At 57.5% G+C, this 25710-nt stretch carries 22 protein-coding genes; 14 read left to right on the forward strand and 8 right to left on the reverse strand.

Annotation, left to right across the window (positions count from 1 at the left end; translation table 11 throughout):
- Positions 1-241: 241 nt before the first annotated feature.
- From BLW55_RS06195 to BLW55_RS06225, 7 genes are read left to right on the forward strand one after another with little or no spacing between them, the layout of a single operon-like run.
- Complete coding sequence (locus BLW55_RS06195) at positions 242-1060, forward strand: PAS domain-containing protein (protein WP_025030963.1); 819 nt, start codon at positions 242-244, stop codon at positions 1058-1060.
- 2 nt (positions 1061-1062) lie between these two features.
- Positions 1063-2397 (forward strand): sigma 54-interacting transcriptional regulator, encoded by a 1335-nt coding sequence (locus BLW55_RS06200; protein WP_090327547.1) that lies wholly within the window; start codon positions 1063-1065, stop codon positions 2395-2397.
- Positions 2398-2421: 24 nt separating this feature from the next.
- Positions 2422-3468, forward strand: a complete 1047-nt coding sequence (locus tag BLW55_RS06205; protein WP_090327550.1) for an ABC transporter substrate-binding protein — start codon at positions 2422-2424, stop codon at positions 3466-3468.
- Complete coding sequence (locus BLW55_RS06210; RefSeq protein ID WP_090327552.1) at positions 3468-4634, forward strand: ABC transporter ATP-binding protein; 1167 nt, start codon at positions 3468-3470, stop codon at positions 4632-4634. The genes BLW55_RS06205 and BLW55_RS06210 overlap by 1 nt, the downstream gene beginning before the upstream one ends.
- A gap of 4 nt (positions 4635-4638) precedes the next feature.
- The gene (locus tag BLW55_RS06215; RefSeq protein ID WP_090327555.1) at positions 4639-5505 is read left to right on the forward strand and encodes an ABC transporter permease; all 867 of its coding nucleotides are present in this window, start codon (positions 4639-4641) and stop codon (positions 5503-5505) included.
- A gap of 1 nt (position 5506) precedes the next feature.
- Positions 5507-6340 carry an ABC transporter permease gene (locus BLW55_RS06220; RefSeq protein ID WP_090327556.1) on the forward strand — a complete coding sequence of 278 codons (834 nt, stop codon included), beginning with the start codon at positions 5507-5509 and terminating at the stop codon, positions 6338-6340.
- Between the two features lie 38 nt (positions 6341-6378).
- Complete coding sequence (locus BLW55_RS06225) at positions 6379-7869, forward strand: aldehyde dehydrogenase family protein (protein WP_090327559.1); 1491 nt, start codon at positions 6379-6381, stop codon at positions 7867-7869.
- Positions 7870-8039: 170 nt separating this feature from the next.
- Here the strand turns inward: BLW55_RS06225 and BLW55_RS20760 are convergent, their stop codons facing one another.
- The 7 genes from BLW55_RS20760 to BLW55_RS06260 form a co-directional block, all read right to left on the reverse strand.
- Positions 8040-8237 carry a hypothetical protein gene (locus tag BLW55_RS20760; protein WP_177175030.1) on the reverse strand — a complete coding sequence of 66 codons (198 nt, stop codon included), beginning with the start codon at positions 8235-8237 and terminating at the stop codon, positions 8040-8042.
- A gap of 253 nt (positions 8238-8490) precedes the next feature.
- Positions 8491-9288: an ABC transporter ATP-binding protein gene (locus BLW55_RS06235; protein ID WP_007009610.1), complete on the reverse strand. Its 798-nt coding sequence runs from the start codon at positions 9286-9288 to the stop codon at positions 8491-8493.
- Entirely contained in the window at positions 9275-10135 is an 861-nt protein-coding gene (locus BLW55_RS06240; protein ID WP_007009609.1) for an ABC transporter ATP-binding protein, read from the reverse strand. Before BLW55_RS06240 ends, BLW55_RS06235 begins: the two co-directional genes overlap by 14 nt.
- A complete protein-coding gene (locus tag BLW55_RS06245; RefSeq protein ID WP_090327561.1) occupies positions 10132-11067 on the reverse strand; it encodes an ABC transporter permease in 936 nt (311 codons plus the stop codon). The genes BLW55_RS06240 and BLW55_RS06245 overlap by 4 nt, the downstream gene beginning before the upstream one ends.
- Positions 11068-11077: 10 nt before the next feature.
- A complete protein-coding gene (locus tag BLW55_RS06250; RefSeq protein ID WP_090327564.1) occupies positions 11078-12082 on the reverse strand; it encodes an ABC transporter permease in 1005 nt (334 codons plus the stop codon).
- A gap of 132 nt (positions 12083-12214) precedes the next feature.
- Complete coding sequence (locus tag BLW55_RS06255; RefSeq protein WP_244509004.1) at positions 12215-13825, reverse strand: ABC transporter substrate-binding protein; 1611 nt, start codon at positions 13823-13825, stop codon at positions 12215-12217.
- A gap of 710 nt (positions 13826-14535) precedes the next feature.
- Entirely contained in the window at positions 14536-15699 is a 1164-nt protein-coding gene (locus BLW55_RS06260) for a citrate synthase (protein ID WP_177175031.1), read from the reverse strand.
- Between the two features lie 132 nt (positions 15700-15831).
- Here BLW55_RS06260 and BLW55_RS06265 point away from each other — a divergent pair, with 132 nt between their 5' ends.
- From BLW55_RS06265 to BLW55_RS06285, 4 genes are all read left to right on the forward strand, one after another.
- Positions 15832-16764, forward strand: coding sequence for an alpha/beta fold hydrolase (locus BLW55_RS06265; protein ID WP_090327571.1), 933 nt, complete (start codon positions 15832-15834; stop codon positions 16762-16764).
- A 13-nt stretch (positions 16765-16777) separates the two neighbouring features.
- Complete coding sequence (locus tag BLW55_RS06270) at positions 16778-17668, forward strand: aspartate/glutamate racemase family protein (RefSeq protein WP_090327573.1); 891 nt, start codon at positions 16778-16780, stop codon at positions 17666-17668.
- Positions 17669-18780: 1112 nt separating this feature from the next.
- Positions 18781-19710, forward strand: a complete 930-nt coding sequence (locus tag BLW55_RS06280; RefSeq protein ID WP_090327578.1) for a DUF3137 domain-containing protein — start codon at positions 18781-18783, stop codon at positions 19708-19710.
- Positions 19711-19991: 281 nt separating this feature from the next.
- Positions 19992-20513 carry a hypothetical protein gene (locus BLW55_RS06285; RefSeq protein ID WP_090327581.1) on the forward strand — a complete coding sequence of 174 codons (522 nt, stop codon included), beginning with the start codon at positions 19992-19994 and terminating at the stop codon, positions 20511-20513.
- A gap of 10 nt (positions 20514-20523) precedes the next feature.
- Here BLW55_RS06285 and BLW55_RS06290 read toward each other — a convergent pair whose 3' ends face one another.
- Positions 20524-21846, reverse strand: a complete 1323-nt coding sequence (locus BLW55_RS06290) for a sodium:solute symporter family transporter (protein ID WP_090327585.1) — start codon at positions 21844-21846, stop codon at positions 20524-20526.
- 265 nt (positions 21847-22111) lie between these two features.
- Between BLW55_RS06290 and BLW55_RS06295 the strand changes: the two genes are divergently transcribed.
- From BLW55_RS06295 to BLW55_RS06305, 3 genes are all read left to right on the forward strand, one after another.
- Positions 22112-22687: a LemA family protein gene (locus BLW55_RS06295; RefSeq protein WP_090327587.1), complete on the forward strand. Its 576-nt coding sequence runs from the start codon at positions 22112-22114 to the stop codon at positions 22685-22687.
- A complete protein-coding gene (locus BLW55_RS06300; RefSeq protein WP_090327590.1) occupies positions 22684-23709 on the forward strand; it encodes a hypothetical protein in 1026 nt (341 codons plus the stop codon). Before BLW55_RS06295 ends, BLW55_RS06300 begins: the two co-directional genes overlap by 4 nt.
- Before the next feature lie 171 nt (positions 23710-23880).
- A complete protein-coding gene (locus BLW55_RS06305) occupies positions 23881-25698 on the forward strand; it encodes a serine aminopeptidase domain-containing protein (protein WP_090327593.1) in 1818 nt (605 codons plus the stop codon).
- Positions 25699-25710: the final 12 nt, after the last annotated feature.

A 25710-nucleotide genomic window follows, 5' to 3' on the forward strand; every position in this document is an offset into this window, starting at 1 on the left:
CTGTGCCCCGCAGGTCTAATTTTCGACGCTCCAGGACTCATCCGATCCCGTCATGCACCCGGCACATCGTGCCGGGTGCATGACGTCCTTCATATGATGAAAATTTGCATCATACCTCAAGGTGCAGATCATCGACGGTAATGAGAAATCATATCAAGAACATCTGATCTTTTGATTTTATACAATCACAGCGCCTACCAGCCCCTGTTGACTCTGTGATGAATTATTGCATTATCGATGTATGATTACATCGCACCAAACCGACCTGCTCGCCAAATCCCCATCTCAGGAGGTGCTTCGCGGCGTTCTCGAAGCCTCAAGCGAGGCTTGCTGGTGTATGGAATTCGGCATCCCTGTGGATGTAACCGCGCCTGATAGCGAAGTCGTGCGGCAGGTGTTCGAAAACGATCCCTACTGGAGCTTCGCCAATCCCGCGATGGCGCAGCTTTACCTTCTTCCATCCGATCACACGCTGACCGATCGTCCGGTCGCCGAGATATTCCCACGCAACCCGCAGAACGAAGAATTCGTTCTCAATCTCATCGCGAACGGCTTCGAAGTCGACGCGGCGCCAGCCCGCGACACCCGATACGACAATGTGCAGATCGAGGTGGAGAACGATGTCCGCGCCCATATCGAAGGTGGTCGACTTCTGAGGATGTTCGGGAATGTGCGTGATGTGGGCAAGCACCGGCGGCGGGAGGCGGCACTGGCGCATCAGCTGAGGCTTGCTCAGACGGTTCTCGGATTTCTGCCGATGCCGGTACTCGCTCTCGGAGATACGGGCAACATTCTCTTTGCGAATGCGGCGGCAACCCGCCTCCTCGGCGCGAGCGAGGCCGATCTTCTTGGCCGGGAGTACGCCCCCGTTCTGAACGGCGGGCCGCGTGACCGCAGAGCCCTGGTCGCGGCAATCGACAACGTCATCGCAGCGCCCTTTCCGACACCCCAGGACATCCACGTGGATGGCGAAGAGCACCTCTGGACGATCACCAACAGCCCCGCCGACGATGCGATTGCAGTGATCGTCAGCGCCGCCCCGAACCGGCCGGAGGTATAGTCTTGGCTCAACTTCCTGACATCGATCGCCTTGATACGGTTCTGCGCCTGAGTGACGACGGTTACATCATGCTTGATGCGCAGAGCCGCATCGCCGACATGAACGACGAGGCGGCTCGCATGCTGGCCGTGCAGCCTGGGGCGCTCATCGGCCAAACGATATCCAGCGTGAACATCGCCCTGGGATCGTGGCGCACACTCCTTGAAGCCGTTCAAAAGGGTGTCCGCACAGATATCAATCTTGTGGTGGCTTCAGGCAGGCGCGTTCTGGTCAGCCTGCGCCGCAGACCTCACACCGATCATATCGCGCTGATAAAACTGTGCGATCTGGAGAACTTCGATTACCGCCGCCAGATGTCCGAGGGCGACACCACGCCCCGACCGAGCGGCTTTCTGGCCGGAAACAAGACGCGCCCCGATTTTGAGGCCCAGCGTCGTCTGTGCTCTACACTCCACAAGGTGCTGTCGCGCGGGGAGCGCGCAATGCAGCGCGGCGCGCGCGTGCTGATTACCGGTGAATCGGGTGTCGGCAAATCGGAGATAGCACGCTTCCTTCATGGCGGGGTTGCACGCGGCAGCGACGCCTTCATCTCCATCAATTGCGCGATGATCTCTCCACACGAGCTCGATCGCATGCTGTTCGGATCCAATGACGGGGAAGACAGCGCGTTCTTCAGGGCTGCTGGCGGAACACTGTTTCTCGACGAGGTGGCGGAATTGTCTCTCAGCGCGCAGGCCCGTCTGGTCGGCCATCTGGAAGACAACACACTCGATTTTCATCGCGGCGCGGGCGCAGTACAGATCGGCCCTCGCCTCATCACGGCGACCAACAGGGATTTGCAGGAACTGGTACAGGCGGGAAAATTCCGCGCCGATCTCTATTACCGGTTGGCCGTCATCCGTCTCGCCGTCCCGCCCTTGCGGGACATGCCGGAGCTGATCGAGCACCTGATTCAGCGCTTTCTTCTCACCATCAATCGTCGCCGGAAGGAGCCGGTCGCCTTTCCCGATCGGCTCCTGCGTATCCTTGAGGACTACAGCTTTCCGGGCAACATCCGCGAGCTTCTGAACATCGTGCAGCGCGGCGCCATCTTCACCGAAGATGCCGACGACATGGCGGAATTGACGACAGAACTGCTCACGCTGGATCCGGTCCCGCCGGATCGCGATGTGCCGAATACGGGAACGTTCGATCTGAAAACGGAGGTGCGCCGCTTCGAGCGAGCGCTGATCGACCGCGCCATCCAGGCACATGGAAGCAAACGCAAGGCAGCCAAGGCACTTGGCGTGGACATCGGAACCATAAGCCGGAAAACGACGGACGATACCCCAGCCTGAAAAACAATAACGTGGAGGAGAACAATGACTTACAGGAAACTGCCTTCGGCAACGCTTGCCGTTATGATGGCCACATCCGTCGCGACGTCGGCATTTTCACAGGATCTGAACGTTCTGACCTGGGAAGGCTATGCCGATCCCAGCTTCATCGATCAGTTTCAGAAACAATCGGGCTGCACCGTCAACGCGACTTATGTCGGTTCGAATGACGACTTCGCCCCCAAGCTTGCAGCAGGCGGTGGCGTCTACGATCTGATTTCGCCCTCCATCGATGTTTCCGGGCTGATTATCGACGCCGGCTTTGTCGAACCCATCGACACGTCGCGAATAGAAGCCTGGGAAGGCATCTATGAGAAGTTTCGCAAGGAGCCGGGCATCAACCGCGACGGCGTCATCTATGGCATGCCCTATTCTTGGGGGGCGATCGCCTTCATGTATCGCAACGATGCTTTCGATACGCCTCCCACCTCCATTGCCGAACTTTTCGATGAGAAACATGCAGGCAAGGTCGCACTGTGGGACGACAAGTCGGCGATCTATGTTGCCGCACGCCTGAATGGCGACATGGACATCTACAATCTGAGCGACGAACAGATCGCCGCAGCCAAGGCCAGACTTGTCGAGCAAAAGCCGCTTGTTCGCAAATACTGGGCGACGGCCGGCGAGCTTGTCGATCTCTTCGCGGGCGGCGAGGTGTACATATCCAACACCTGGGCGGGCTATCAGTCTTCGCTTCTTGCCGAAAAGGACATTCAGGTCACCGAATTCATTCCCGAGGAGAACGCCGAAGGCTGGATGGACAGCTGGATGATCGTGAAGGGCCGCGCATCCGATTGCGCTTACAAATTCCTGAACATGCAGATCACCGAGCTCGGCCAGTGCGGGGTCGCCAATGTAAATGGCTACTCGGCCGCCAACAAGGAAGCCGCGCGCGCCTGCATGAGCGACGAGCAGTTCATCGCCTTGCATCAGGACGATCCCGATTACCTCGACAGCCTGCTGCTCTGGAAGCCACTGGGCGAACGGACCGAGGCCTACACGAATGCCTGGAACGCAGTGAAGGCGCAGTAATGGGCCTGCACGACGAGAATCTGAGGCCCGGCGCACGGGTCTCAGCGGTGCCCGTGAGCAAGATCATGGCCGAGGCCGAGCCAGTCATCCAGTTGAAGGGCATCTGCAAACACTACGGCAGCGTTGTCGGGGTCGATCATGTCGATCTGTCCGTGAGGAACGGTGAGTTCCTCACCCTGCTCGGCCCCTCCGGATGTGGCAAATCCACCCTCCTGCGGATGATCGGCGGTTTCGAGACACCGACGGGCGGCACCGTGCATCTGGCTGGCGAAGACATCACCGGCCTTCCTCCGCAGCGGCGCGACGTGAACATGATGTTTCAGGACTATGCGCTCTTTCCCCATATGAGCGTCGGGCAGAACATCGCCTATGGCCTGTTGATGAAAGGCATCAGAGGCATGGCCGCGCAGGACAGGGTGCGCGAAGCGCTCCGCCTCGTCGGGCTGGAAGACAAGATCGATCAGCGCCCCCATCAACTCTCCGGCGGCCAGCGCCAGCGAATAGCACTCGCCCGCGCAATCGTTCGTGAACCCAAGGTGTTGCTGCTGGACGAGCCGCTGTCTGCCCTTGATGCCAAACTGCGCGAACAGATGCAGGTGGAGCTCAAGCACATGCAGGAGCGGTTGGGCATCACCTTCATCATGGTCACGCATGACCAATCCGAGGCACTGGTCATGTCCGATCGCATCGTTGTCATGCAGGCCGGCAACATCGCTCAGGACGGCACACCGGAAGACCTCTATGAGAGGCCGGCATCGCCCTATGTGGCAAACTTCATCGGCACGACCAACTTTCTCTCCGCCAAGCTCCTGTCGCAGGAAGGCACGCTGGCGGTTGTCGAAGTGGCCGGCCAGAAAATCACCATATCCAACGCACCCGTTCATCTGAACGGCAATACGCTTCAGATCGGAGTCCGTCCTGAAAAGGCGCGGATCGTCGCCGATGGTTCAGCGCCCGGCGACAATCTGCTGCGCGGCCGCGTGAAAGAGAACATCTATCTCGGCCTTGGGTTGCGGACGGTCACCGAACTTGCAGATGGCAGCCTGATTTCAACCGACACCATGTTGCCGCGCGGCATCGCAAGCCACAAACATGCGCGCCCGGGAGATGAGGTGGTCATTTCCCTGGAGCCGCACAACATATTTCTGTTCGAGGCGGGAAGTTAGCATCATGCGCCACCGCCTCTTCGACAACACGTCCCGCACCCTCATCATGGGGGTACCGATCCTTTGGATCGTTCTCTTCATGCTCCTGCCGTACGGCGTGCTCCTGACCTACAGTTTCTGGCTCAAGAAATATCCGCTGTTCGTTCCGGCGTTTCAGTTCGGCAACTACGTTACGCTGTTCACCGATCCGCAATACATGCAGGTTCTCCTGCGCACGTTGAAGATCGCGGCGCTCGTCTCCGGAGCATCCCTGCTTCTTGCCTATCCCTTCGCCTATTTCATCGTGTTCCGGTTGCAAAGCGCCCGATGGAGAACCGTTCTCTTCATGGCGGTCATTGCACCACTCTGGGTTTCATACCTGCTGCGTGCGTATGTCTGGAAAACCATTCTGGGAACAGAAGGGATCCTGAACACGGCCCTCATCGGGCTTGGCATCGTGGATGCGCCCGTCGATGCGTTCCTCTACAGCCAGTTCGCGATGGTCATCACACTGACTTACATATTCATCCCCTTCATGGTGATGCCAATCTACGCAGCGCTTGAAAAGATTCCGCGCAACCTCGACGAAGCCTCCGCCGACCTCGGCATGAGCGCGATCCAGACTTTCTTTCGCGTGACGGTGCCCCTGTCGATGCCCGGCATCGTGGCAGGCTTCACGATGACTTTCTGCCTGAGTTTCGGCGATTTCATCGCTCCTTTCCTGGTTGGCGGGCCGGATGGATTGATGGTCGCAAATGTCATCACCTCACAGTTCGGGTCTGCTCTCAACTGGCCGCTCGGCTCGGCGCTTGCCGTGGTGATGCTGATCCTCGTTCTGGCGATAATCTCGGTTTCCGACTGGATAGAACAGTCCGGCCAGGTGGAGCTTTGAAATGAACGCTATCGCCACGACACCGCCCCGCGCCGGCAAGGCTCGCTCAACGAGATGGATCGCCGACAGTGCGTTCATGACCTTCGTGTGCGCCCTGATGGCCTTTCTCTACCTGCCCATCGCCGTTCTGATCGTCTTCAGCTTCAACGACTCCCGGACGCTGACCTGGCCCCTCTCCGGATTCACACTGGACTGGTACGTCAAGCTTTTTTCCAACACAGCCCTTCTGGAGGCACTCGGCAACAGTCTTTATGTGGCAAGCTGCGCAACGGCGCTGACATTGATGGTCGGCATTCCCGCCGCCATTGCGCTCGACCGTCACCAGTTTCCCGGAAAAGCAGTGTTTCGGCGGCTGCTTCTTTTGCCGATAGCCCTGCCGGGCATCGTCACCGGCATCTCCATGCTGAACATGTTCCGCATTTTCGGGTTCGGCCTTAGCCTCGAAACGGTCATTCTCGGCCATGCCACCGCATTGCTCGCGGTCGTGGTAACGCAGATTTTCGCACGATTGCAGCGTGTGCCGAAGTCGTATGGCGAAGCTTCGTCCGACCTTGGCGCCAACGGTTTGCAGACCTTCTGGTACGTCACATTGCCGAACATCAAAACGGCGATCATCGGTGCCGGGCTGTTGTCCTTCGTGTTGTCGTTCGACGAAATCCCGGTCACGTTCTTCCTGACAGGGCGCGACAACACGCTGCCGATGTACATCTACTCCACCATGCGGCGCGGCATCACGCCTGAGATCAACGCCATTGGCACATTGATCGTTCTGGCCTCCGCATTGCTGATCCTGGCTTCGGTTCTCGTCCTGCGGGACAGGTCTCAACGAAGCTGACCATTTCCAACAGAAAACCGAAATGAGGGAGGATACTCATGAACAGACACGTAAACGTATCCACACTGCCCACAAGGGGCTTGCTTATCAATGGCGCATGGGAGGACGGATCGGCCGGGACTTTCGAGGTCCGCAATCCACACGACCGTTCGGTTCTTCATCAAGTCGGCAACTGTTCGCTCGACGATGTCGATCGCGCCGTTGCCGCAGCCAAGGCCGCACAACCCGCTTGGGCCGCGATTTCCAATGTGGGCCGCGCAAAGATCATGCGCAACATTCACAGGCTGTTCCTCGAACGTGCCGAACCCATTGCACAGATGATTACTGCCGAGATTGGCAAAACCATCACGGATGCGCGGGAAGAAGTCTTTGAGTATTCGGCTCCGTCCTGGGGCAAGGCCGCCGAGGAAATCCTGCGCCATCGCGGCCTTTCCTTCCCATCCACCCAGGAGCAGACAAACAACAAGAGGCTGGTGATGAACCATAGGCCTCTCGGCGTCGTCTCGGTCATAACCCCCTACAATTTCCCCACCGACATTTCCTCGATCGCTCTTGCGCATATCATTGCGGCCGGCAACACCGTGATCTGGAAACCCTCGGAGTACTCCGCCATCTGCTGCGCGATGCTGGCCGATCTGATGAAAGAAGCAGGGCTGCCCGATGGCGTTCTCAACGTGGTGCAAGGCAAGGGCGATGTCGGAAATGCGCTCGTGGAACACAGCGATGTGAAAGGCGTGTTCTTCACCGGGTCCACGCGCACGGGCCGCGGCATTGCCGAGAAATGCGCTCTGCGCCCGCACCTTCTTGAACTGGGAGGTGATGGCCCCTTCATCATTCTGGAAGACGCGGATATCGATGCCGCCGTCGATGGCGCCATCAATGGCTGTTTCTATTATTCCGGCCAGGTGTGCACCTCGGCAGAACGCTTGCTCGTTCACGAGGCCGTCTACGACGAATTCGTCGAGAAATTCCGCGCCAAGGCCCGGAAGCTGAAGATCGGCGACCCTTCGAACGAAGACACCGAGATGGGACCGCTTTGCAACGAAGATACCCTTTCGCGGGTGAAGTCGCATGTGGATGACGCGCGCGCAAAAGGCGCGGAGATCGAGCAGATTGGCAAGGAAGAAGGTCTTTATTTCCCTGCGACGATCCTCACCAATGTCACGACCGACATGAAGATCATGCAGGAAGAGACTTTTGGCCCCGTCGCTCCGATCATGAAGATCAGGGATGCCGAAGAAGCCATTGAAATCGCCAACTCAACAGGCCTCGGTCTGATCGCATCACTTTGGACGCGTGACCTTGCCACGGCCTGGCGCGTGGGTGAGGCCTTGCCGCATGGCTCGGTCAACATCAACGAGACCAGCAACTACTGGGATCAGCTTGCCCCCTTCGGAGGAACGGGAAACAGCGGCGTTGGCCGCGAACTCTCGCAATGGTTCCTTCAGACCTTCACCGAACCCAAGCTTCTGGTTTTCGATCTTGGCGGTGATGCCAAATACAATCGCCGTGCGGAAGGAGGCTGGTAGCCTTCCATCACCTGCGGCCCGGCTGGTCCTGTATCAGCCGGGCAACAGCCGAGGTCGATGTCGGCATCGTACCGGCATGGATTGTGATGCCCCCTATGGGGAACGTGGTTTATCGTGAGCTTTCGAAACCACCCAAAGCCGTTTCGCTTGTGGTTGCATGGCGCGCAACCTCACCGGGCGGCTTGTCTTTTTTTCGCGCCGAGCATCACGAACTCTTCGCGCATATGGCCGGGCTTGATCGTCGCTTCCGCAATGCGATCGCGATAACCGAAACGGAACACATAAGGCCCCGGGGGGTTCGAAATCACGTCCCTGCCGCCAATGGAGCGGTCGACCGTCCGGCGGCCATCGGTCAGCGCACGCGTCACCGCTTCCAGCGCATCGCGGCCTCCAGGACCAGAAAAGCCGTCAGAATGGTGATCTCCCGCCGCTCAACGGGCCCATCCGACAGGAGCGGGGAAGCCACCTGCATTGCTTTCAATCCATGTACCACGCCTACGGGAGAACCAGCGTCACACCCCGCCCCTTCCCCGTCAAGACAACAGTCGTGTCTCAGGTCACGCCGGACTGCCCAAAGTCGCTTGCGATGGACAGTGGTGCGCACGCGGGCCATCCATCGCATCAGGAGGATAGAACTTCAGCTTCTGATCCACTTCGAGTGATGGCGCGTTCGTAATCGAGAGAGCTTGATACCAAGCTTTTGGCATAGTCACTGGAGAAATTGACATTTCGCAACTGCGCCACATTCACCTCATCGACGATTTCACCATCGTTCATAACAGCGACCCGGTCGCACATATGCGAAATAACAGAGATGTCGTGGCTAACCAGTATATAGCTCAAGCCACGTTCATTCTTTAATCTCTGCAGCAGATTGAGAATCTCAGCCTGTATCGACACGTCAAGAGCCGAAGTAGGCTCATCGAGCAAGACCAGCTTCGGGTTGAGCATAAGCGATCGGGCTATCGAAATTCTTTGCCGCTGGCCGCCCGACAGCTGGTTTGGATATCGAAAACGAAATGTGGGGGCCAGCCCAACGTCATTCAGAAGTCCGGAGACACGCTGATCAATGTCGGCCAGCCTGTGTATGGTTGCCGGTTCACTCAACACGCGATCGATGGTGTGCCGCGGATGGAGCGAACTGTACGGATCCTGAAACACCAGCTGGACATCGCGGCAGAATGACTTCGACCGGGAGCCACCGAGGTCCCGCCCCTGCATGGAAATACGACCGTCCGCGATATCCACCAGCCCGGCGATGGCCTTGAGAATCGTCGATTTCCCGGACCCAGACTCGCCGACAATGCCGAAGGTCTCTCCGCGGCGAACATAAAAGCTGGCACTCTTGACGGCGACAAACTTCCCAAAATGGACCTTCAGATTGTCGACTTCCAATATGTTTTCATCAAATGCGGCCATCGACTCCGGGCTCCGTTCTCCAGGACTCCTGACGATTGAGTGTCGGGAGGATCTCCAAGGGTTTGGTGAGGCGCGGCATGGCTGCGATAAGGCCTCGCGTATACGGGTGCTTCGCTTTGCCGAGTTCCGCAGCCTTGCAGGTTTCAACAATCTGACCGGCGTACATCACAATAACTCTGTCGCAGAACGCCGCGACTTGATTAAGGTCATGCGATATAAACATTAATCCCATCTGACGCTCCTTTACCAACTGGTCGATCAGCGAAAGGACTTCCAGTTGCACCGACATATCGAGCGCTGAGGTTGGTTCGTCGGCGATAAGGAAACCTGGCTCAGGAGCGAGCATCATCGCGATCATCACCCGCTGCCCCATGCCGCCCGAGATCTGATGCGGGTACGCGTCGAAAACACGCTCCGGATCTCGGATTTTCACTCTCTCGAGCATTTTCAGAGCCTCTAGCCGGGCTTCAGCCCGTCCGACATTGCGGTGAAGCATATAAGCTTCCGAGATCTGCTCTCCGATCCGCATGACAGGGTTCAGCGAGAACTTGGGATCCTGCATTATCATGCCGATCTGGTTCCCGCGGAGTGAGCGGATCGCTCGTTCGCCCGCATTCAGCAAGTCAACGCCGCCGACGCGAAGTTCGCGCGCACTCACTCTTCCGGGCGGGCGAATGAGGCCCAGAAGCGCACGTCCGGTCATACTCTTGCCTGAGCCAGATTCTCCGACGATCCCCACCTTCTCACGTCCAATGGAAAAGCTGACATTGCGGACCACATCAACAATCCCGCCCTTGCGGGGGAACCCCACGGTGAGGCCATCGACTTCAACAAGTGCGGCGCTCATTTCGAAGCCCTTGGGTCAAGCGCGTCGCGGAGCCCATCCCCCATGAGATTGAAGCCGAGACTTACAAGCAGTATTGCAAGGCCTGGCATGGCGGCGACCCACCAATGATCAAAGATAAATGCACGCCCGCTCGATATCATTGCACCCCATTCGGGCGTGGGTGGGCGGGCGCCAAGTCCCAGAAAACCCAATCCTGCCGCAGTCAGGATAATGCCGGCCATGTCCAGGGTGGTTCGCACCAGAACACTCGGCAGGCACAATGGGATAATGTGTCCAAAGAGAATTCGGGTATGCGACGCGCCTTGAAGCTTGATAGCCGAGATAAAGTCCGAACTGCGGATGGTCAGGGTTTCAGCGCGAGCCAGTCGAGCGTAGGGCGGCCATGCCGTTATCGCAATTGCAAGCACTGCGTTCTCGATTCCCGGGCCAAGTGCGGCGACAAAGGCCAAAGCGAGAACCAGCCTGGGGAATGCAAGGAAGACATCAGTGATGCGCATCAGCACGACATCGAGAAACCCGCCCGCATAGCCTGCCAATCCACCGATCAAAAGGCCTGCAGTAGGCGCGATGATCGCCACGAGCGCAACGATATAGAGCGTGATTCTGGCACCGTGAATCAGTCTGCTCAAAATATCCCTGCCCAACTCGTCCGTTCCCAGAAGATGGCTTTCGGAACCGGGCGGGAGCAGGCGTTGCAAAAGATCCTGCGTCAAGGGATCATGGGGCGCCAAAAGCGGTGCGCATACTGCGACGGCGATGAGGGTGGCAACAATCGCCACACCGGCCATCGTAATCACATTGCGCGAGATGTTTCTTGCACTGGAGTAGAATTTTACGGCTGAGGCGTGAGCGCGGTTCTTTGGGGCGTCATCCGTGATCCAAGCAGAAAAACCGCGTACCCTATTTATAGCGACAGTCACACTAGAACTCATTTCTCTGTTCCTACTTGGCTCTCGGATCGACAAATCGGTAGAGGAAATCCGACAGTAGATTAACGCCGACAAATACAATGCCGACCACGATAGTACCTCCGAGAACGGCATTCATGTCCGCCGCGAGGAGTGCGTTGGTGATGTAGAGCCCGAGACCTGGCCAGGAGAAAACAGTCTCGGTCAACACGGTGCCTTCAAGCAGCGTTGCATAGCTCAAGGATATCACCGTGATCAGTGGAATTTTGATGTTCCCGAGAGCATGCCGCCAAACCACGCGGGTCTCACTCAACCCCTTGACGCGCGCAGTCGTGATGTACTCTTGGCCCAATTGCTCAAGCATGAAGCTACGGGTCATGCGGCTGATGTATGCCATGGAATGATAAGCCAGAACCGATACGGGCAGGATCAGATGGTTTACCGCGTTCCAGAACACCTCGAGGTTTCCCGTGATCAGGGAGTCGATGAGCAAGACCCCGGTGATCTGTGGAACGAGATTTTGATAGTAGATGTCGAGCCTGCCCGGACCGCCGACCCAGCCCAGCTGTCCATAGAACAGGGACAGCCCCATGAGCCCGAGCCAGAAGATCGGAATTGAAAACCCGAGCAGACTGAACACGCGCAACAGGAAGTCCGGCCACCGACCGGCATGGGTGGCGGCGATCACACCCGCCGGGATGCCCAGCCCAACGCCAAGGATCGTTGCCAGCGTCGCCATTTCGAGCGTCGCCGGAAACACCCGCGCGATGTCCTCCAGAACAGGGCTGGAAGTGACGCGCGATACACCAAAATCCCCTGAGAAAATGTCGGTCAGATAACCGAAGAACTGTTCATACAGCGGCCTATCGAGACCCATTTCCTGATAGGCGGCCCGGTATGAGGCTTCTGACGCCTGATCTCCGACCACAGCGAGTACCGGATCGATCGGCATGACACGGCCGATAAGGAACGTGACGAACAGAAGACCGAGAAATGTCGCCACAATTTGCGCTGTGAGAGAAAGGCCTCGTAGCAGCATGTCGTACAACCCTTGAATTCAATTACGGCCGTTGAGCTAAGGTACGGCCACCGGACAGAGAGACAGCAGAGCCGCACTGGTGAGCGGCGCGTCGCCGCTCACCATGTATGCCAGGCTAGTGACGCGTGTTCTTCATTTAGAGACGGTCCAATAGTAGACGTAACTCACGGCACTTCCCGTCACGAGACCCTTTACCTCCGCCCGGATTCCTGTCTTCTCGGTCTGCTGAAACATGATCGCGAACGGCGCGGTCTCCTGAAAATCGCGCTGTGCCTCCTGGTAGAGTTCAGTACGCGCTTCAGGGTCGTTTTCTTCTGCAGCTGCGAGAACTTTCTTGGAGATCGATGCCGGTACCTCCCATGCATTTCGCCAGGCCAGCGTCTTGAAATCGGCATCGTCCGAATTGTCGGGATTCAGCGCGAAGGTCCCCGCATTGGTGTTTGGATCGGGATAGTCCGGCCCCCAGACACCGAGATAGATCTCATGTCCGCGGGACCTGTATTTCGCCAGTTCTTGCTGGGAAGCGGACACTTCGACTTCCGCTTTAATTCCGGCCTGCGCGAGAGTGTTCTGCAGGACCTGCGCGACCTGCATGCGATCCTGTGCATTCCTGACAAGGATCTCGGTTTCAAACCCGTCTTCGTATCCAGCTTCCGAAAGCAGTGCCTTTGCCTTCTCGATATCGAAGGAGTAAGGACTGTCATCGATCGCGCCAAGATAGGTTTTCGGCAGAAATGCCTGATGCGGTGTGAACTGGCCCCGCAGAACAGATTCAGTGATCTTGCTGTAGTCGACCAGGTACTTGATAGCCTCAACGACCTTCGGATTGTTGAGCGGCTCAATGTTCTGATTGAGCCCAAGATACATCAACCGACCGCGCAAATCCGTGGATACCGACAGGTCCGCATTTTCTTCAATCGCTTCGATATCAGCAGGCGTCAAATTCCTTGCAACGTCCACGTCGCCCTGCGCCAGCAAGAGACGCTGCGTCGCTGATTCAGGTGTATGCTGGACAAAGACGTTGCTGATCTCGGGGGCGACCCGCCAATATTCTTCGTTCGCCTTGAGGGAATACGATTCATTGGCGCGCCAGTTCCGCAAGGAGTAGGCACCCGAACCAGCCGAATTGGTTTTGAGCCAGTTGTTTCCCCAGTCCCCGTCGACCTCGTTCTGCTTGACGAGCTCACTGTCGACGACTGCACCGACGGTTGCGGTCAGGCAATTGAGAACAAACGTTCCGGCATACTTCCTGTCGGTTGTTATCTTCAGCGTCCTGCCATCAACCGCAACGATGCGCTCCCCAGCGTTCTCCTCGTTGAAACCAAACTGCCTCAGAATGAAGGAAGGGGTTTTGTTCAGATAGACCGCTCTTCTAAGCGAGTACTCCGCATCAAACGCCGTCACAGGATTGCCGGACGAGAATGTCACGCCATCGCGGATCTTAAACGTGATTGTGCGACCATCTTCGGAGAACTCCCAGCTCTCCGCCAGGCCAGGTACAATACCGCCCGCCAGATCATGGGGATCGAAACCGACCAGCTTGTCATAAACATTGTTGATCAGGTCGCTGCTGGAGATTTCGAAGCTTTCTGCAGGATCAAGCGTTCTGATGTCGCCGATGTGAGCGGCCACGACGAGCGTGTCCTTAGGCGTTCCCGCAGACGCAATGGCCGTCGAAGCGGTAAGCGAAGCAATACCAACGAGTGCCGATGCCACGGCTTTAAAGGCGCTACATTTGTTCAACTTGATGCCCTCCCTTTCTATCCAGATATTTGAGACCTTGAGGTTCGACAGCGCCGCACTCCCAACGGCTTGACAGCTGGTCGAACCGATCGCCGGCCTGAAGCTGCCCCAACATCAATGTGAATTATAGATTGATAGATTCAATCAATATGAGAAAAGTGGACCCTCACCCGCCGTGTTGGCGCGTGTTTGAGCGGCGAGCAGCGACTTGGCTCGTAACCCTGCACGCAGGGTATTGCACCGTTGATCTGACGGTCACCAAAGCGCCGCGTGTCTTCCGAGGCCCACACAGGACGCGGCAATGCTTTGAAACAACGCATGTTGGTTGTTCAAATGCGTCCGCTTTATGCAACTTGCATTACCCGGCCGGAGGCCCGCTGCAGAATGAGAATGCAGGAGACGTGCAGCTTCTGGCAAAGCAACAATAGCGCATCGACGACCATCGATGCGGGACCAGACTGCTTGCAGGATCAAATTGGCGAATGCCGCTACCACGCTCTGAAGCAGCACACATAGAGCAGTTTTGTGGGGAGCTCGCGCAAGGGTTCAGGGATTGGCGCCCCAACACACGCCCCTGCGCAGACTTAGCAACGGGAACGGTTCATCTTTCGATGGAAACGATGAACCGGTCTATCTGTCTGCATTTCCGCATTCATGCGGACGTCAGGCGATACCGCCGGACTGCAAAATACCGTAGGGTAGTGATCCACCTAACCCGATCGACCGGCGAGATAACGTGCCCGTGGGCGGATCATTCTCTGCTGTTCGTATTCTTCGAGACAATGCGCGATGAGTCCAATGAGGCGGGAGGCAATCACCAGTGCCGTGGCAAAGCTCCAGCCCTTGCCCAACGAGATTGCCAAAAGCGCTATGGCACCTTCGAAGTTCAGGGTTTTTCCACCCACGGCGTGCTTGATCGACAGCAGTTCATCACGCGCGTCCAGGCTCGATGCGAGTTCGAGTATGATCTCCGCTCTGGGATCCCCGTAGGGATAGATCGTGTGCTCAAAGCCATAGATCTGATCGCCTCTGCGCTGCGCTTGCCGAATAGCCAGTTCCGGCGTTCCCTCGCTGGCCAGAAGCTTGAACTGGCGATACGCCCGTTCGACCTCACCAAGGTGCCGTGCCCCATTCAGCGAAGCCAGTCCCGCTGAGATTGCCTGATAGATCGGCGCGCCAGTAGACGCGATCACCCGGGTCGCAAATGTCGAAGCAGTCAACTCATGATCAGCCAGGATAACGAGGCACTTTCGAATGCAATCAGCTTGATCAGGCAGCCCCGAAACAACTGCAATTTCTTCATGTAGCGACCGGCCCGTAAGAGCGGATCCAAAAAAGAACGAGGCTCCACCCCGCCAGATCAGCGGGGCAATCTCAATGATCTTCTCCCGTGAGTTGTCGTAGGCGCTTTGGTCGGCCTCTATGCGCGACAGCAACCAACGCTGACAATCCACCAACGCACGATCCAGCTCACCACCGCGAGGCGCCAACTCGGGCAACTCATTTCTGATCCATCCGAGGGACGCCGAGCTATCAAACCCCACCCACAACAGATCAGCCACATCCTCAGCAGTTGAATTGTCTGCCAAGACGCTGATGTCATGCCCCCTGAAAAGCAATCTGCCATCAACAATCCCAGACACCTGAGTTTCAAGCACCGGATGACCGTAGTGCATAATATTCTCGGTGACCTGGGCGTTGTTGAGTATCTCTCCGCGCATCTTGAACTTCGCGATCTGGTCTGCGTCATACAGCCGGGATTTGCGACCGGCCTGCGGATACGACGTCAACACGCCACGGCTGACGTAAGAATAGAGCGTCGGCAATGAAACACCGAGCTCCCGTGCGGCTTCAGCAGATGAAAGATAGCGCATGGTTTTCTCATATTGATCTAATAAATCAATATATACGACACATTGATCCAATGCCAATAGTAGCCGGAACGATTTGCCTAACGGCATCCGATATCGGGAATCTGAAACAGAAAAATTGCAATAGATGGATCAATGACGAACTGTGACGCAGGTTTTCTAGCAGTCTCACCGCTGCACAGCATCTTCTGGCGGGCGACGGGCACCCCTCACGGCATCCCGGTGATCATCATCCATGGCGGACCGGGCTCGGGATCGAATGAAACTGCCGAGCAGCTGTTCGACCCGCGCGTATTCTACATCATATCCTACGATCAGCGGGGATGCGGGAAATCTCGGCCCGAAGGCAGCCTGGCTGAGAACACAACACAGGATCTCGTCGAAGACATCGAGCGCCTGAGAACAATGCTGGGCGTGGACAAATGGCTGATTACAGCCGGGTCATGGGGAACCACACTCGCCCTGCTATATTCCAAATGGCACCCGGAGCGTTGCCTCGGGCTTTTACTGAGAGGCACCACCGAGTGGACCGAAGAAAAATTCAGATGGGCCTTGTTCGACCGACGCCAGATCGAACCCCTAGCCTATGCCGACTTCCACCTTATCAGTTCGGGACGCACCGTCGACGAAATCGTAGACGACTTTTCTCAGGCACTGGAATCTCCGGATCAAGATCTGCGGGATTTCGCGGCAAGAACATGGAAGAACGCTGAACGTTACTTCGAAATACCCGAAGGTCGACAGAATTTACTGAAGTCCGAAATGGTGGATTCTTGTGCGTCGTCTGCCAAAATACAGTTGCATTACTGGAAAAACAACGCGTTCATAGAGAACTCGGACCTTTTCACGCAACGCAGCGACAAATTTCCGATCACCCTCGTTCATGGACAACTGGATTTTGTGTGCCCTCTGGCGTTCGCACGCCGGGCGCACGCGCGCTTGCCGGGCTCGACACTAACGGTCGTACCGATGGCCGGGCACGCATACAGCGACGTGAACCTTTTTCAGGCGATGCGCCACGAGGTCGGCGTCATCGTGGCGAAGATTCAGAATCACGAAATCGGCTGATCAGGAGGAAAGCATGAAAGACAGGCTTATACTTGGCATCATCGGCAATACGGGCCCGGAAGCAGACGAGGTCCTTCAAGCACTCATTCGACTCGAATGCGCAAAACGGGGCGCATCAAAGGATCAGGATTTCCTTCCAACCATAGTTGTAAAAAATCCGAATATTGCAGACAGAACGCTCGCGATATTCGAGGGAGAAACCAGCCCCTCCCTTGGAGTAATTGAATCAAGCGAAATATTACTCAGAAATGGATGTTATTTTGCGGCTCTCCCATCAAACACGACTCATTATTTCTACGAAGAATACCAAAGCAAGACTGATCTATACATTTTTGATATTATCAAACTGACAATTGAAGATATAAAGAAATCAGGCACCAGGAAAGTCGGGTTGCTTGCAACAACACCGACCGTAGAAACAAGAATTTTTGAGGATCGGCTCGCCAAAGAAGGAATCGAGGTCGTTACTCCCGATGCCGAGACTCAGGAAAAGAACATCCAGGCGGCAATCTATGGCACCGCAACACCAGGAGGTAACCACAAGCAACGCTTGCCTGATGGCCTGAAAGCCGGGAACCAAGCACTTGGCCTGGAACGGGTTTCAAAGGCAGTTTCCAAATTGGCAGCAGAGCACGGAGTGGAGGTATTCATCCTGGGGTGCACAGAGATATCGATCATCTCCGAAAGCCTGGGGATCCGGCACGCAGATATCCGCTTTGTCGACCCCATGAAGTTGCTTGCTACGGAGTGCGTTGATTTCTACACGGATGTAAAAAACGAGATAGAATCTATAAAAAATCCTATCACAGACCCGAAAATTAGAATAACAGGAATCTCCAGAGAGGAAGCTATTCAGTATGTTGCCAAAAAACACATGCATAATAATATAATAATTTTTCACTGAAATATTTAGTAATAATCAAAATCCGATGATAAAATTTATTCCGTTTCGGAATCCGTTTCGCGTCTCATAGGAAACGCGCGACATAGCAACATAGCTCGTTCCTGATACTCAGCTGGTCAATTTGGGCGCTCCGCTTTATGTCGGATCATATCCGCATGCGCGAAACAGTTTGTACATTCGGCTGTCTCGAACAGTGTGTGGCAGTTTGACCGATGGCATCCCAGAAGGAACCGATAGCCCGCTCGGCCTCGGCCCACAGCACCGCTTTCAGCCTGGAAAAGTCTTTCAATAGGATCGAAGCCTGGACTGCAGGGCGGCAGGTAGCGCAACCGCCGCTCTGACGTCTTCGATTGCCGGCGAACGTCAGCCGGTTTCGAGCGTTGGCCAGCACCCGTCCGACATCGACCAGGGGCCGCGCTGTTCATGGCGCCGTCCAGTCTCATCGCCGCAGTCATTGCGAAGGCGCCACGCGCCGATGAAGGTTATTGCTTTCCAGTGCGCCTGCGGGATGGCTGCGCGGCAGCGTTCGCTCTTCAAGAATCGTCGACGGAGCCAGCCGTCCTGGTGTTGAGCCCGTTTCATTGAAGAACACGCTTTTCGGGAAGGAGTTCGAGTTGCCTGTCAACTATTCCCGGCGCTGCCTCAGAAGGCCCGAGCGTTTCTCCCCCCAATGCATGTGCAGTCTGTTTGTATGTAAGCTCACAGGACCGCAGACGCACTCCAGTCTGTAACCATCGCTCCAGAAACAGCCCGCCCGGCCTGTGGAAATCGGCTTCAACTGTCATCTTCATCACAGCTACATCGTCACCGACATGGCAATTGTTTCATCGTCCCCTTCCCCCATATCGGGACAATCCACGGAAGCAGATTGGCGAGCCGCCTCTCCAATTTGGGAGAGGCGCTCAAGGTCTGGCTGCATGAATGTTGGGAGGAAAAGAGATTCATGTGTCCGCAACAAGGATAGTCCGTGCCCGCGATCCGGCTTACCGCCATTCTCATCACACCTGTCGCCCTGGTACATCGCTGGTACCCGGCCGCACTTCGGCGCGACCGGCATCAACGCACGGTCCGCACCGTCACATTCCCGCGATAGCTGATCTGGAGCGCCAGCCTTGAACACGCCCGCTGCGACATACGCCACCGAAAACGGCTTCAACAGTCACTACGCGGGCGAAATCGAACCCGCACTTGTCGCTCTCGAAGCCCTCCGAAAAAAGCGGGTGCGGTTCGTGGCCGGGCTGGCGGGCCTCGGCGCAGTCGGATTCGGTGCACTCGCAATCCTTGCACAGATGGGCCAGACCGACAGTGCGGTTGCGCTGGCCGCCTTTGCCGTGGGATTCGGTGGTATGTTGGGGGCAGGCCTTGCCTATCTGGGGCTCACCGACCGCTACAAGCAGGTTCTGACCGGCGGCGTCTGCGCATATCTCGGCTTTGAATACACCCTCAGAAAATTCGAATTCCCGCTCACCCGCTTCAAACCGCTCCTGCCATTTTACACAAGCGTCAAGCTCGAGGACCGAATCGACGGGCATGTTGATGGCGTGGATTTCGAGCTGTGCGAGGGCAAGTTTTCGAAAAAGAAGGCCAAGTGGCGGGCCCTGATGCTGGTTTACAGCTTCAGCAAGCCCTTCAACGGCGAAACCACGATTGTTGCGGACACCGACTGGATCGGAAATGCGCTCGAACAGCACCGTCAGAATGGTGAGCGGGTCCGGCTGGAAGACCCCCGGTTTGAAGATCGCTTCAACGTCTTCTCCACCGATCAGATCGAAGCCCGGTACCTGCTTACGCCACGCTTCATGGAGCGGATCATGGAACTCACCGAGCGTCTCAACAACAGGCGAGGCGTGGCGCTGGCGTTCGTGGACAATCGCTTGCTGATAACCATACGCATCGGTTCGGCTGCCCGGCGTTTCGAGATCGGGAATGTATTTCGTGAAGTTCGTGATGGAAAGGAACGTGCCCGCAATCTTCTCGCCGAGCTCGAACTTGTGACCGACGTCATCGACAGTCTCAAGCTGAGCGCTACCGGCCATGCGTAAGAACGTCACCGGCCCGCATGCGACCCCGGCGGCATGGTGGAACGCGAAGACGATTGCGCGCTGCAAGGAGCCTCTTTTCTCTCATTCGGGAGGGACCTCTGTCGGGTATCCACGCAGCAATGGTCCTGACCCGAGTGGAGCAAGAGGCGTACATTGCTGACACTCAGCCGCTTCAACCAACTTAAACGGCTCAACCTGACGACCAGACGCGGTTGGGTGCAGGAAGCTGCGGGACTGCAACGTGCGTTGCAGGGAAAAGATTTCAAGAGCAGGAGAAGCCGATGCCCGGCCCCAAACACCTGATAGTTGCGTCAGTCTTCGGCGGTCTGCTGCTCGCCGCAGGCATTGCAGCCTTTGCGATCAGTCAGCAGAAGACGGCCAATAGCGTACCTGCAGGCGATCTGCGTCTGACCGTCCATGCGGAAGAAACCGGCAGCCGCGTTTGCAGGCCCGAAACACGCGTCACCGTGAATAAGCGCGAGCAGGGCTTTTACGCACTCTATGGAGACGCGCGCTACACCGATACGCGTGATGGCAAATCGACCCGTTTGCCGCTTCAGTGGGTTTTTACAGGCTGGGACAGTGCGGGCATGTCTCAATTCCACACCACAACCGGGATCAACACAGAAACGTCCTGCGCCGACCTCAAAATCACCTACCAGATCAGGGAGTGCTGGTACGATTTTTCAAATCGGGAGCCACGCGCGTGCCCTCAAATCCACGTGGAGGGTGAAGGGTTTGCAGGGCTGGTGATCGAAGAGGACCAGAGCCAGGAGCTCCCCCAAACTCAAGGAAGCGAGTGAGCGGGCGGCTTCACTGGCTGTTTCTTAGCGGTTGGCCACTGCTGCGGGACCGCGACGCCAGTCCCCACCCAAGGCCATAGGTCAGCGCGGCAACTCCAAACCCGGCAAACGCGGCATAGTTCAGATCGATGCCGACAAGAACCAGGCTGACCGCCACGCCCAGGTTCAACGAGAGAACTGCCGACCCGGCACGGGGATTGCGCGTAAGCAGTGCCGCGAGTACGGCCGGGAGGAAAACCACGAGCGAGCTGAATGCCGCGATAATGGAATTGAGCAGCGGTCCCATCGCATAGGCAGCGATGGCGAGCACGGAAAACAGCATCAGCACCATGAGCTGAAGCTGGCGCAGCGTGTAGCGTGTCCGCTCCAGACTGGTGACCAGCGGCATGACGAATGTGTCCATCGTCGACATGAGAACGGCAATCAGCATGACGTCGGCCAGCCACGCCCACTGAACCGGCATGGTCGCACGCAATACGGTAAGAACCTCTTCGCCCGCATGCCCCTTGAGCCCGAGCCAGACGATGCTCATGTAACAAAACAGGCATAGAGGCGCAGCAAGCAGAAATGCCCTTCGCGCCACCGCCGGCGCCCGCGCCGTTGCCATTCTCTGCCAATTGTCGATCGCAAGGACCGCACTGACGGGAATGAACAGCCAGACACCGACAAGCAGCGGTAATTTATAAGGGCCGAGATCGAACATGTTTTCGATGTGCGGCATGCCCCCGGCATTCGTAAGCGTAAGCACGCCAATGCCTACAAGAATGACGATAGCCTGAAAGATGTCGGTCTCCGTGGCCACGCGATACCCGCCAATGGCGGTGTAGATCCCGGTAAACGCGCTCGCAAGAACAAGCGCAACCAGGGTCGAAACCGGCAGGATGGTGGCCAGGATCACAGCCAGTGCCAAAAGCTGTACAGCCGTGCGCAGCAGGAAAACGAAAGCGATCGGAATCCAGATCGCCAGCGGATGGCGGACACGATGGGCCGCCACAATGAGATCGACCAGTCCGTGAACGCCATATTGACTGGACTGCCGGTGAACCACTGGCGCTATTGCACCGCAGATCACGAGCCCCAGCGCGTATGCGCAGGCCAGCGACACGCCAAGGATCGGGCTGGCATTCGAGAACAGCAGGAGTGCGACAAATGTGCCTGCCCCGATGTTTCCGCACACGATGCCGGCAATCGTCGCAAGCAACCCGGTGCGGCCCGAATTGAAAATGAAATCGTCCCGTGTCGCATTGCGCGCGCGCACAAGCGCATAGACGAGAGGCGCGAACAGGACGAAGACAATCGGACCGAATTCAAGGATGTCAGAAGGCGAATACATTCTGGATGAGTATCATTCATGGTCGCCAGATCACCAGCTTTACCTCGGGCAGAATCCGGTTTTCCGTTTTCCTTCCGGCCGCATCGTGTGCTCCCTCATTTGGGGGATGCAAGCATGCCAGCGCCCGGCTAGGGCATTCTACAGTCAGATGAGAGCACCTGACGTCCGCGAGAATGCGGGGCAGCGTTCCGTGAAGCGATGAGCGGTCCAGGCCAGGGCTCCAGTGCGCAAAGCGCCGCATTTCGGGAGGCTTCCGGCACCAGCCATGATCACGACCATTGTCATAATCGCAGCGTGCATACTCGTACTCATCTATCTGCAGAACCGGCTGGCCGCGGCAAAAAACGCCGTGGCAACCGGCTATTCGGGGGTCGATGTGCAGCTAAAGCGCCGTCATGACCTCATCCCCGCCCTTGTCGAGGCGGTACGGGGGGCGATGGCGCAGGAAAATCGCATCTTCGACGCGCTCATGGAGGCGCGTCAGAGCGCAATGAGCGCGCGCATGAGCGACATCGAGACCGTGCAGAGGGCGGAGAGCAAACTGTCCGACGCCCTCCACACATTTGTTGCCTACTCCGAGGATACGCCCGAAATCAGCGCAACAGGCAATGTCCGCGAACTCCAGAAACAGCTGGAGGAAACAGAAGACCAGATCAGCGCGGCACGGCGGCTCTATAACGCCAATGTCGAGCGCTACAATACCCTGCTCGACGCCGTCCCGTCGAACTGGATCGCCCGTGCGATGGGGCTTGAGCACGCCTCGCCCTTTTCCCTGGCCACCGCAGAGGCTGAAGCGGTGCGCGCGATGCCCGAAATCGATCTGCCGGGAAAACGCCCGTGAGCAAGCGGCGGCACTGGGATCCGTTCGAAGATGAAATATCTGTAGAGACGCCGGACACATCCAGCATCCGCAACGGCGTTGCGCTTCCCATCTGGCTGAAACGTCTTCCCCTGCCCGTCGCGCTGCTCGCCTTGATATGGACGATGGTCGCCGGCTTTGCCGGCAACAGCTTTCCCTTTGCTCCGGTCGCCGTCACCACCCTGGCCTTTGGCGCGATCTTTCTGGTGGAAATGCTCGAAAATGCGGATGGCCGCCGGCTCGCCCGCCGGGTCAGGATCGCACGAGACAGAGGCTGGTCCTATACCGGCAGGTTCCTGGAATGGCAGATTGAACGAACCCCGGTGCGTGACTCCGAAGGCCAGTACGAACGCCGTTCACAGCGTGTAAAACCGCCACGTTTGGAGAAGATCGAGGCCCGCATACCCGAACTGACGAAAGTTCGGGCCGGTTCGTTCATGGGCGTGCGGCTCGATGGCGAGTTCTGGGGCGACAGCAGGGAAGACAGTCTGCCTTTGTGGGTCGCGGTAGGCGCCATGCAGATGGAGGCCGGGCTCGGCATGCGTGAGATGCGGCGCGACGCGCGTCGCGGCAAGGGTGGCTACGGCCAGTTCTTTTCTATGCTCGGCGCTTACCGGATCGACCGAAAGACCGGCATCCGCGCGGTGATCCGTCCTGAGAACATCGTCAACAGGGGACCGCTGGATCGTGACATCAAGACCGAGTCGATACAGTTCAACGAGCGGTTTCATGTTTCCGGGCGCCCCATGACGAAAAGGGATAACCGCGATGTCACCCAGGAGGTTTTGCAGATACTCACACCGGCCACCCAGGCCACAATGCTCGACCTCGCGGCCCGCTTTCACAATCTCGGTTTCATCCTCGAAGATGATGTGCTGTTTTTCATGGCTCAGGACAGGCTGGCTGGCGAGAACGCTTCGGAGGGGGGCATCGACCGACTGTTACCCGGCATGCTGGAAGAATTCGAAGCCGCCAAACTTTCCATCAGGCGCTACGTCGAGTGATCCTGCCCTGTCGTCGTTCGCTTCACTCCCCGTCTGACCTCTTCTATATTCAAGCCCGAATGGCAGAAGGGCTGTCAGCGTCGTTCAGACCGGGTTCACGCGGGCATCGGTAAACAACTCCGGAGTTGTTTCGGGTCGCGCGGGCGTCTGATTGGCTTGGGGGATGAAATTATGAATGCCGAGTTCCTGCTGGGGGAGGACAACCAGCCGCTACTTATGCGCAAGTGGGTCGTCGACCCCGGTCGCAAGCCAGCGCATGGCCCCAGAGCCGTGTTTCTCGGCCACAGCCAACCCACGCATTCAGGCATGCTCTCGGATCTGGGCGCAGCCTTTCGCCAACTGGGGTGGAACGCCTATTCAGGTGATGTGCGCGGACACGGCAAATCCACCGGTAATCACAGTCCGCTGGGACATCTCGACTATGAGGATGGCTGGCAGCGCGCCATCGCCGACATGCGGCTGTTCTACGAAAAGAGCTTCGCAGACATCCCGTGGGAGCACCGGCTGGTCGTTGTTCCCAACATCACTGCATTGCTGACACTGGAAGTACTCAAAACCTGGCCGGACCTCGCACGCCACATAGTCTTGATCTCGCCGCCGCCCAATCAGCGCGCCATTGCCATGTTCGGCAAAACGTTCTCGCAGACGCGCTGTAAACTCGGCTCCGCAGACACCCCCGACGAACAGTCTCTGCATCATCTATACGCGTTTTTGGGCTCGCACCTGAAAGAACGCCGGCATCCGGCAGACGTGATGAGCGCGGATCGCGCCCTGATCGATTCCGTGATCGCCGATCCGCTGGGTTGGCCGACGCCCACGCCCGCATACTGGTACAATATTTTCTCAGGCATGCTTTCGGCCTGGAAATGGCCAAAGGGTGCGTCGGTGGTGCCCGGCACACGTTGCCTTATCCTTTTCGGCGGCGAAGACGCAATGTTGCGCGACGGTGGTTTTTTGCCGCCTGTCGAACGGTTTCTCGAACGTGTCGGGTTTGACGATATCGCATCAGCCCGCATCGAAGGCGCACGATCGGCCCTGTTTCTCGAGGAGAGACGCTTCGGCATCGCCGAGCGCATTGTGCGATGGGTCGGTGAAGAGTGGCATCCGGAAGAAGAGAGCGCTGAGATCGGCGTTGCCGAACTCACCTCGGAACTGCTTTCGATGACCAGCAGCCTTGGGGCATCCGAGGACATGAGCCCCGGAGAACTCGTCGAGCTCTGCTACAACGCCATCGACGATGAAAGCCGCTGGAACGAAATCATCTACCGCATGATTTACGAGGCAGAACGATCTGGCGATCTGGCGGAGTCCGCCCTGCACAAGCGCATCCTGTCGCTGATGCCGCACTGGGAACGTTCGTTCAATCTCAACCGGCAGGTGATGATGAACGCCACGCTGGGTGTTCTGCTGCAGTCGGTCATCGAACGGCTTCAGATCGGCGTTGCAATACTCGACAGCGAGGGCGAGTTACTCCATTCGAACCGAACCTATTTCGAGGCACTAGCCCGGTTGTTTCCCACGAGGGACCTGTCGAGTACCGATCAACGCCTCTTGAACCAGCTCACCCGCACGCTGTTGACGGGCGAGCTGAGCGACCCTGCCAGCCGAACGGGCCATCGCGAGACACTCATTGTCCATGAAGACGTCCCAGTCGGCTTCCGGTTTCACCCCGAGGCGCTTAAGCAGACGAGCCTGCAGCGACAGGGCCCCGCCTCCGTCCTGGTGCTTCGCACCAGCCTTGAGCGGAAGCTCGCAGCGGACTCGCGCGTGGCGCTGGTCGAGCTCGCCTATGGCCTGACCGGCAAAGAGGCCGAAATCGCACTTCTGATTGCCGGCGGGAAATCCCCCGAAGAAGCAGCGGAAGCGCTTGGCATTCTGGTCAGCACCGTGCGCGGCCATCTCAAGAAGGCGTTCTCGAAAATGAACGTCCACACCCAGTCCGAACTCACCTCACGCATACTGTCCGGACCGGTCGGCTGGCTTGGCTAGCCACCTCGTTGT

It is taken from the genome of Nitratireductor aquibiodomus (assembly GCF_900105565.1).
Lineage (GTDB): Bacteria > Pseudomonadota > Alphaproteobacteria > Rhizobiales > Rhizobiaceae > Nitratireductor > Nitratireductor aquibiodomus.

Excerpts from the sequence above, each read along its gene's own strand:
- BLW55_RS06195 (WP_025030963.1), top strand. The coding sequence starts at position 242 with ATGATTACATCGCACCAAACCGACCTGCTCGCCAAATCCCCATCTCAG.
- BLW55_RS06205 (WP_090327550.1), top strand. The coding sequence starts at position 2,422 with ATGACTTACAGGAAACTGCCTTCGGCAACGCTTGCCGTTATGATGGCC.
- BLW55_RS06210 (WP_090327552.1), top strand. The coding sequence starts at position 3,468 with ATGGGCCTGCACGACGAGAATCTGAGGCCCGGCGCACGGGTCTCAGCG.
- BLW55_RS06215 (WP_090327555.1), top strand. The coding sequence starts at position 4,639 with ATGCGCCACCGCCTCTTCGACAACACGTCCCGCACCCTCATCATGGGG.
- BLW55_RS06220 (WP_090327556.1), top strand. The coding sequence starts at position 5,507 with ATGAACGCTATCGCCACGACACCGCCCCGCGCCGGCAAGGCTCGCTCA.
- BLW55_RS06225 (WP_090327559.1), top strand. The coding sequence starts at position 6,379 with ATGAACAGACACGTAAACGTATCCACACTGCCCACAAGGGGCTTGCTT.
- BLW55_RS06235 (WP_007009610.1), bottom strand. The coding sequence starts at position 9,288 with ATGGCCGCATTTGATGAAAACATATTGGAAGTCGACAATCTGAAGGTC.
- BLW55_RS06240 (WP_007009609.1), bottom strand. The coding sequence starts at position 10,135 with ATGAGCGCCGCACTTGTTGAAGTCGATGGCCTCACCGTGGGGTTCCCC.
- BLW55_RS06245 (WP_090327561.1), bottom strand. The coding sequence starts at position 11,067 with ATGAGTTCTAGTGTGACTGTCGCTATAAATAGGGTACGCGGTTTTTCT.
- BLW55_RS06250 (WP_090327564.1), bottom strand. The coding sequence starts at position 12,082 with ATGCTGCTACGAGGCCTTTCTCTCACAGCGCAAATTGTGGCGACATTT.
- BLW55_RS06260 (WP_177175031.1), bottom strand. The coding sequence starts at position 15,699 with ATGCGCTATCTTTCATCTGCTGAAGCCGCACGGGAGCTCGGTGTTTCA.
- BLW55_RS06265 (WP_090327571.1), top strand. The coding sequence starts at position 15,832 with ATGACGAACTGTGACGCAGGTTTTCTAGCAGTCTCACCGCTGCACAGC.
- BLW55_RS06270 (WP_090327573.1), top strand. The coding sequence starts at position 16,778 with ATGAAAGACAGGCTTATACTTGGCATCATCGGCAATACGGGCCCGGAA.
- BLW55_RS06285 (WP_090327581.1), top strand. The coding sequence starts at position 19,992 with ATGCCCGGCCCCAAACACCTGATAGTTGCGTCAGTCTTCGGCGGTCTG.
- BLW55_RS06290 (WP_090327585.1), bottom strand. The coding sequence starts at position 21,846 with ATGTATTCGCCTTCTGACATCCTTGAATTCGGTCCGATTGTCTTCGTC.
- BLW55_RS06295 (WP_090327587.1), top strand. The coding sequence starts at position 22,112 with ATGATCACGACCATTGTCATAATCGCAGCGTGCATACTCGTACTCATC.
- BLW55_RS06305 (WP_090327593.1), top strand. The coding sequence starts at position 23,881 with ATGAATGCCGAGTTCCTGCTGGGGGAGGACAACCAGCCGCTACTTATG.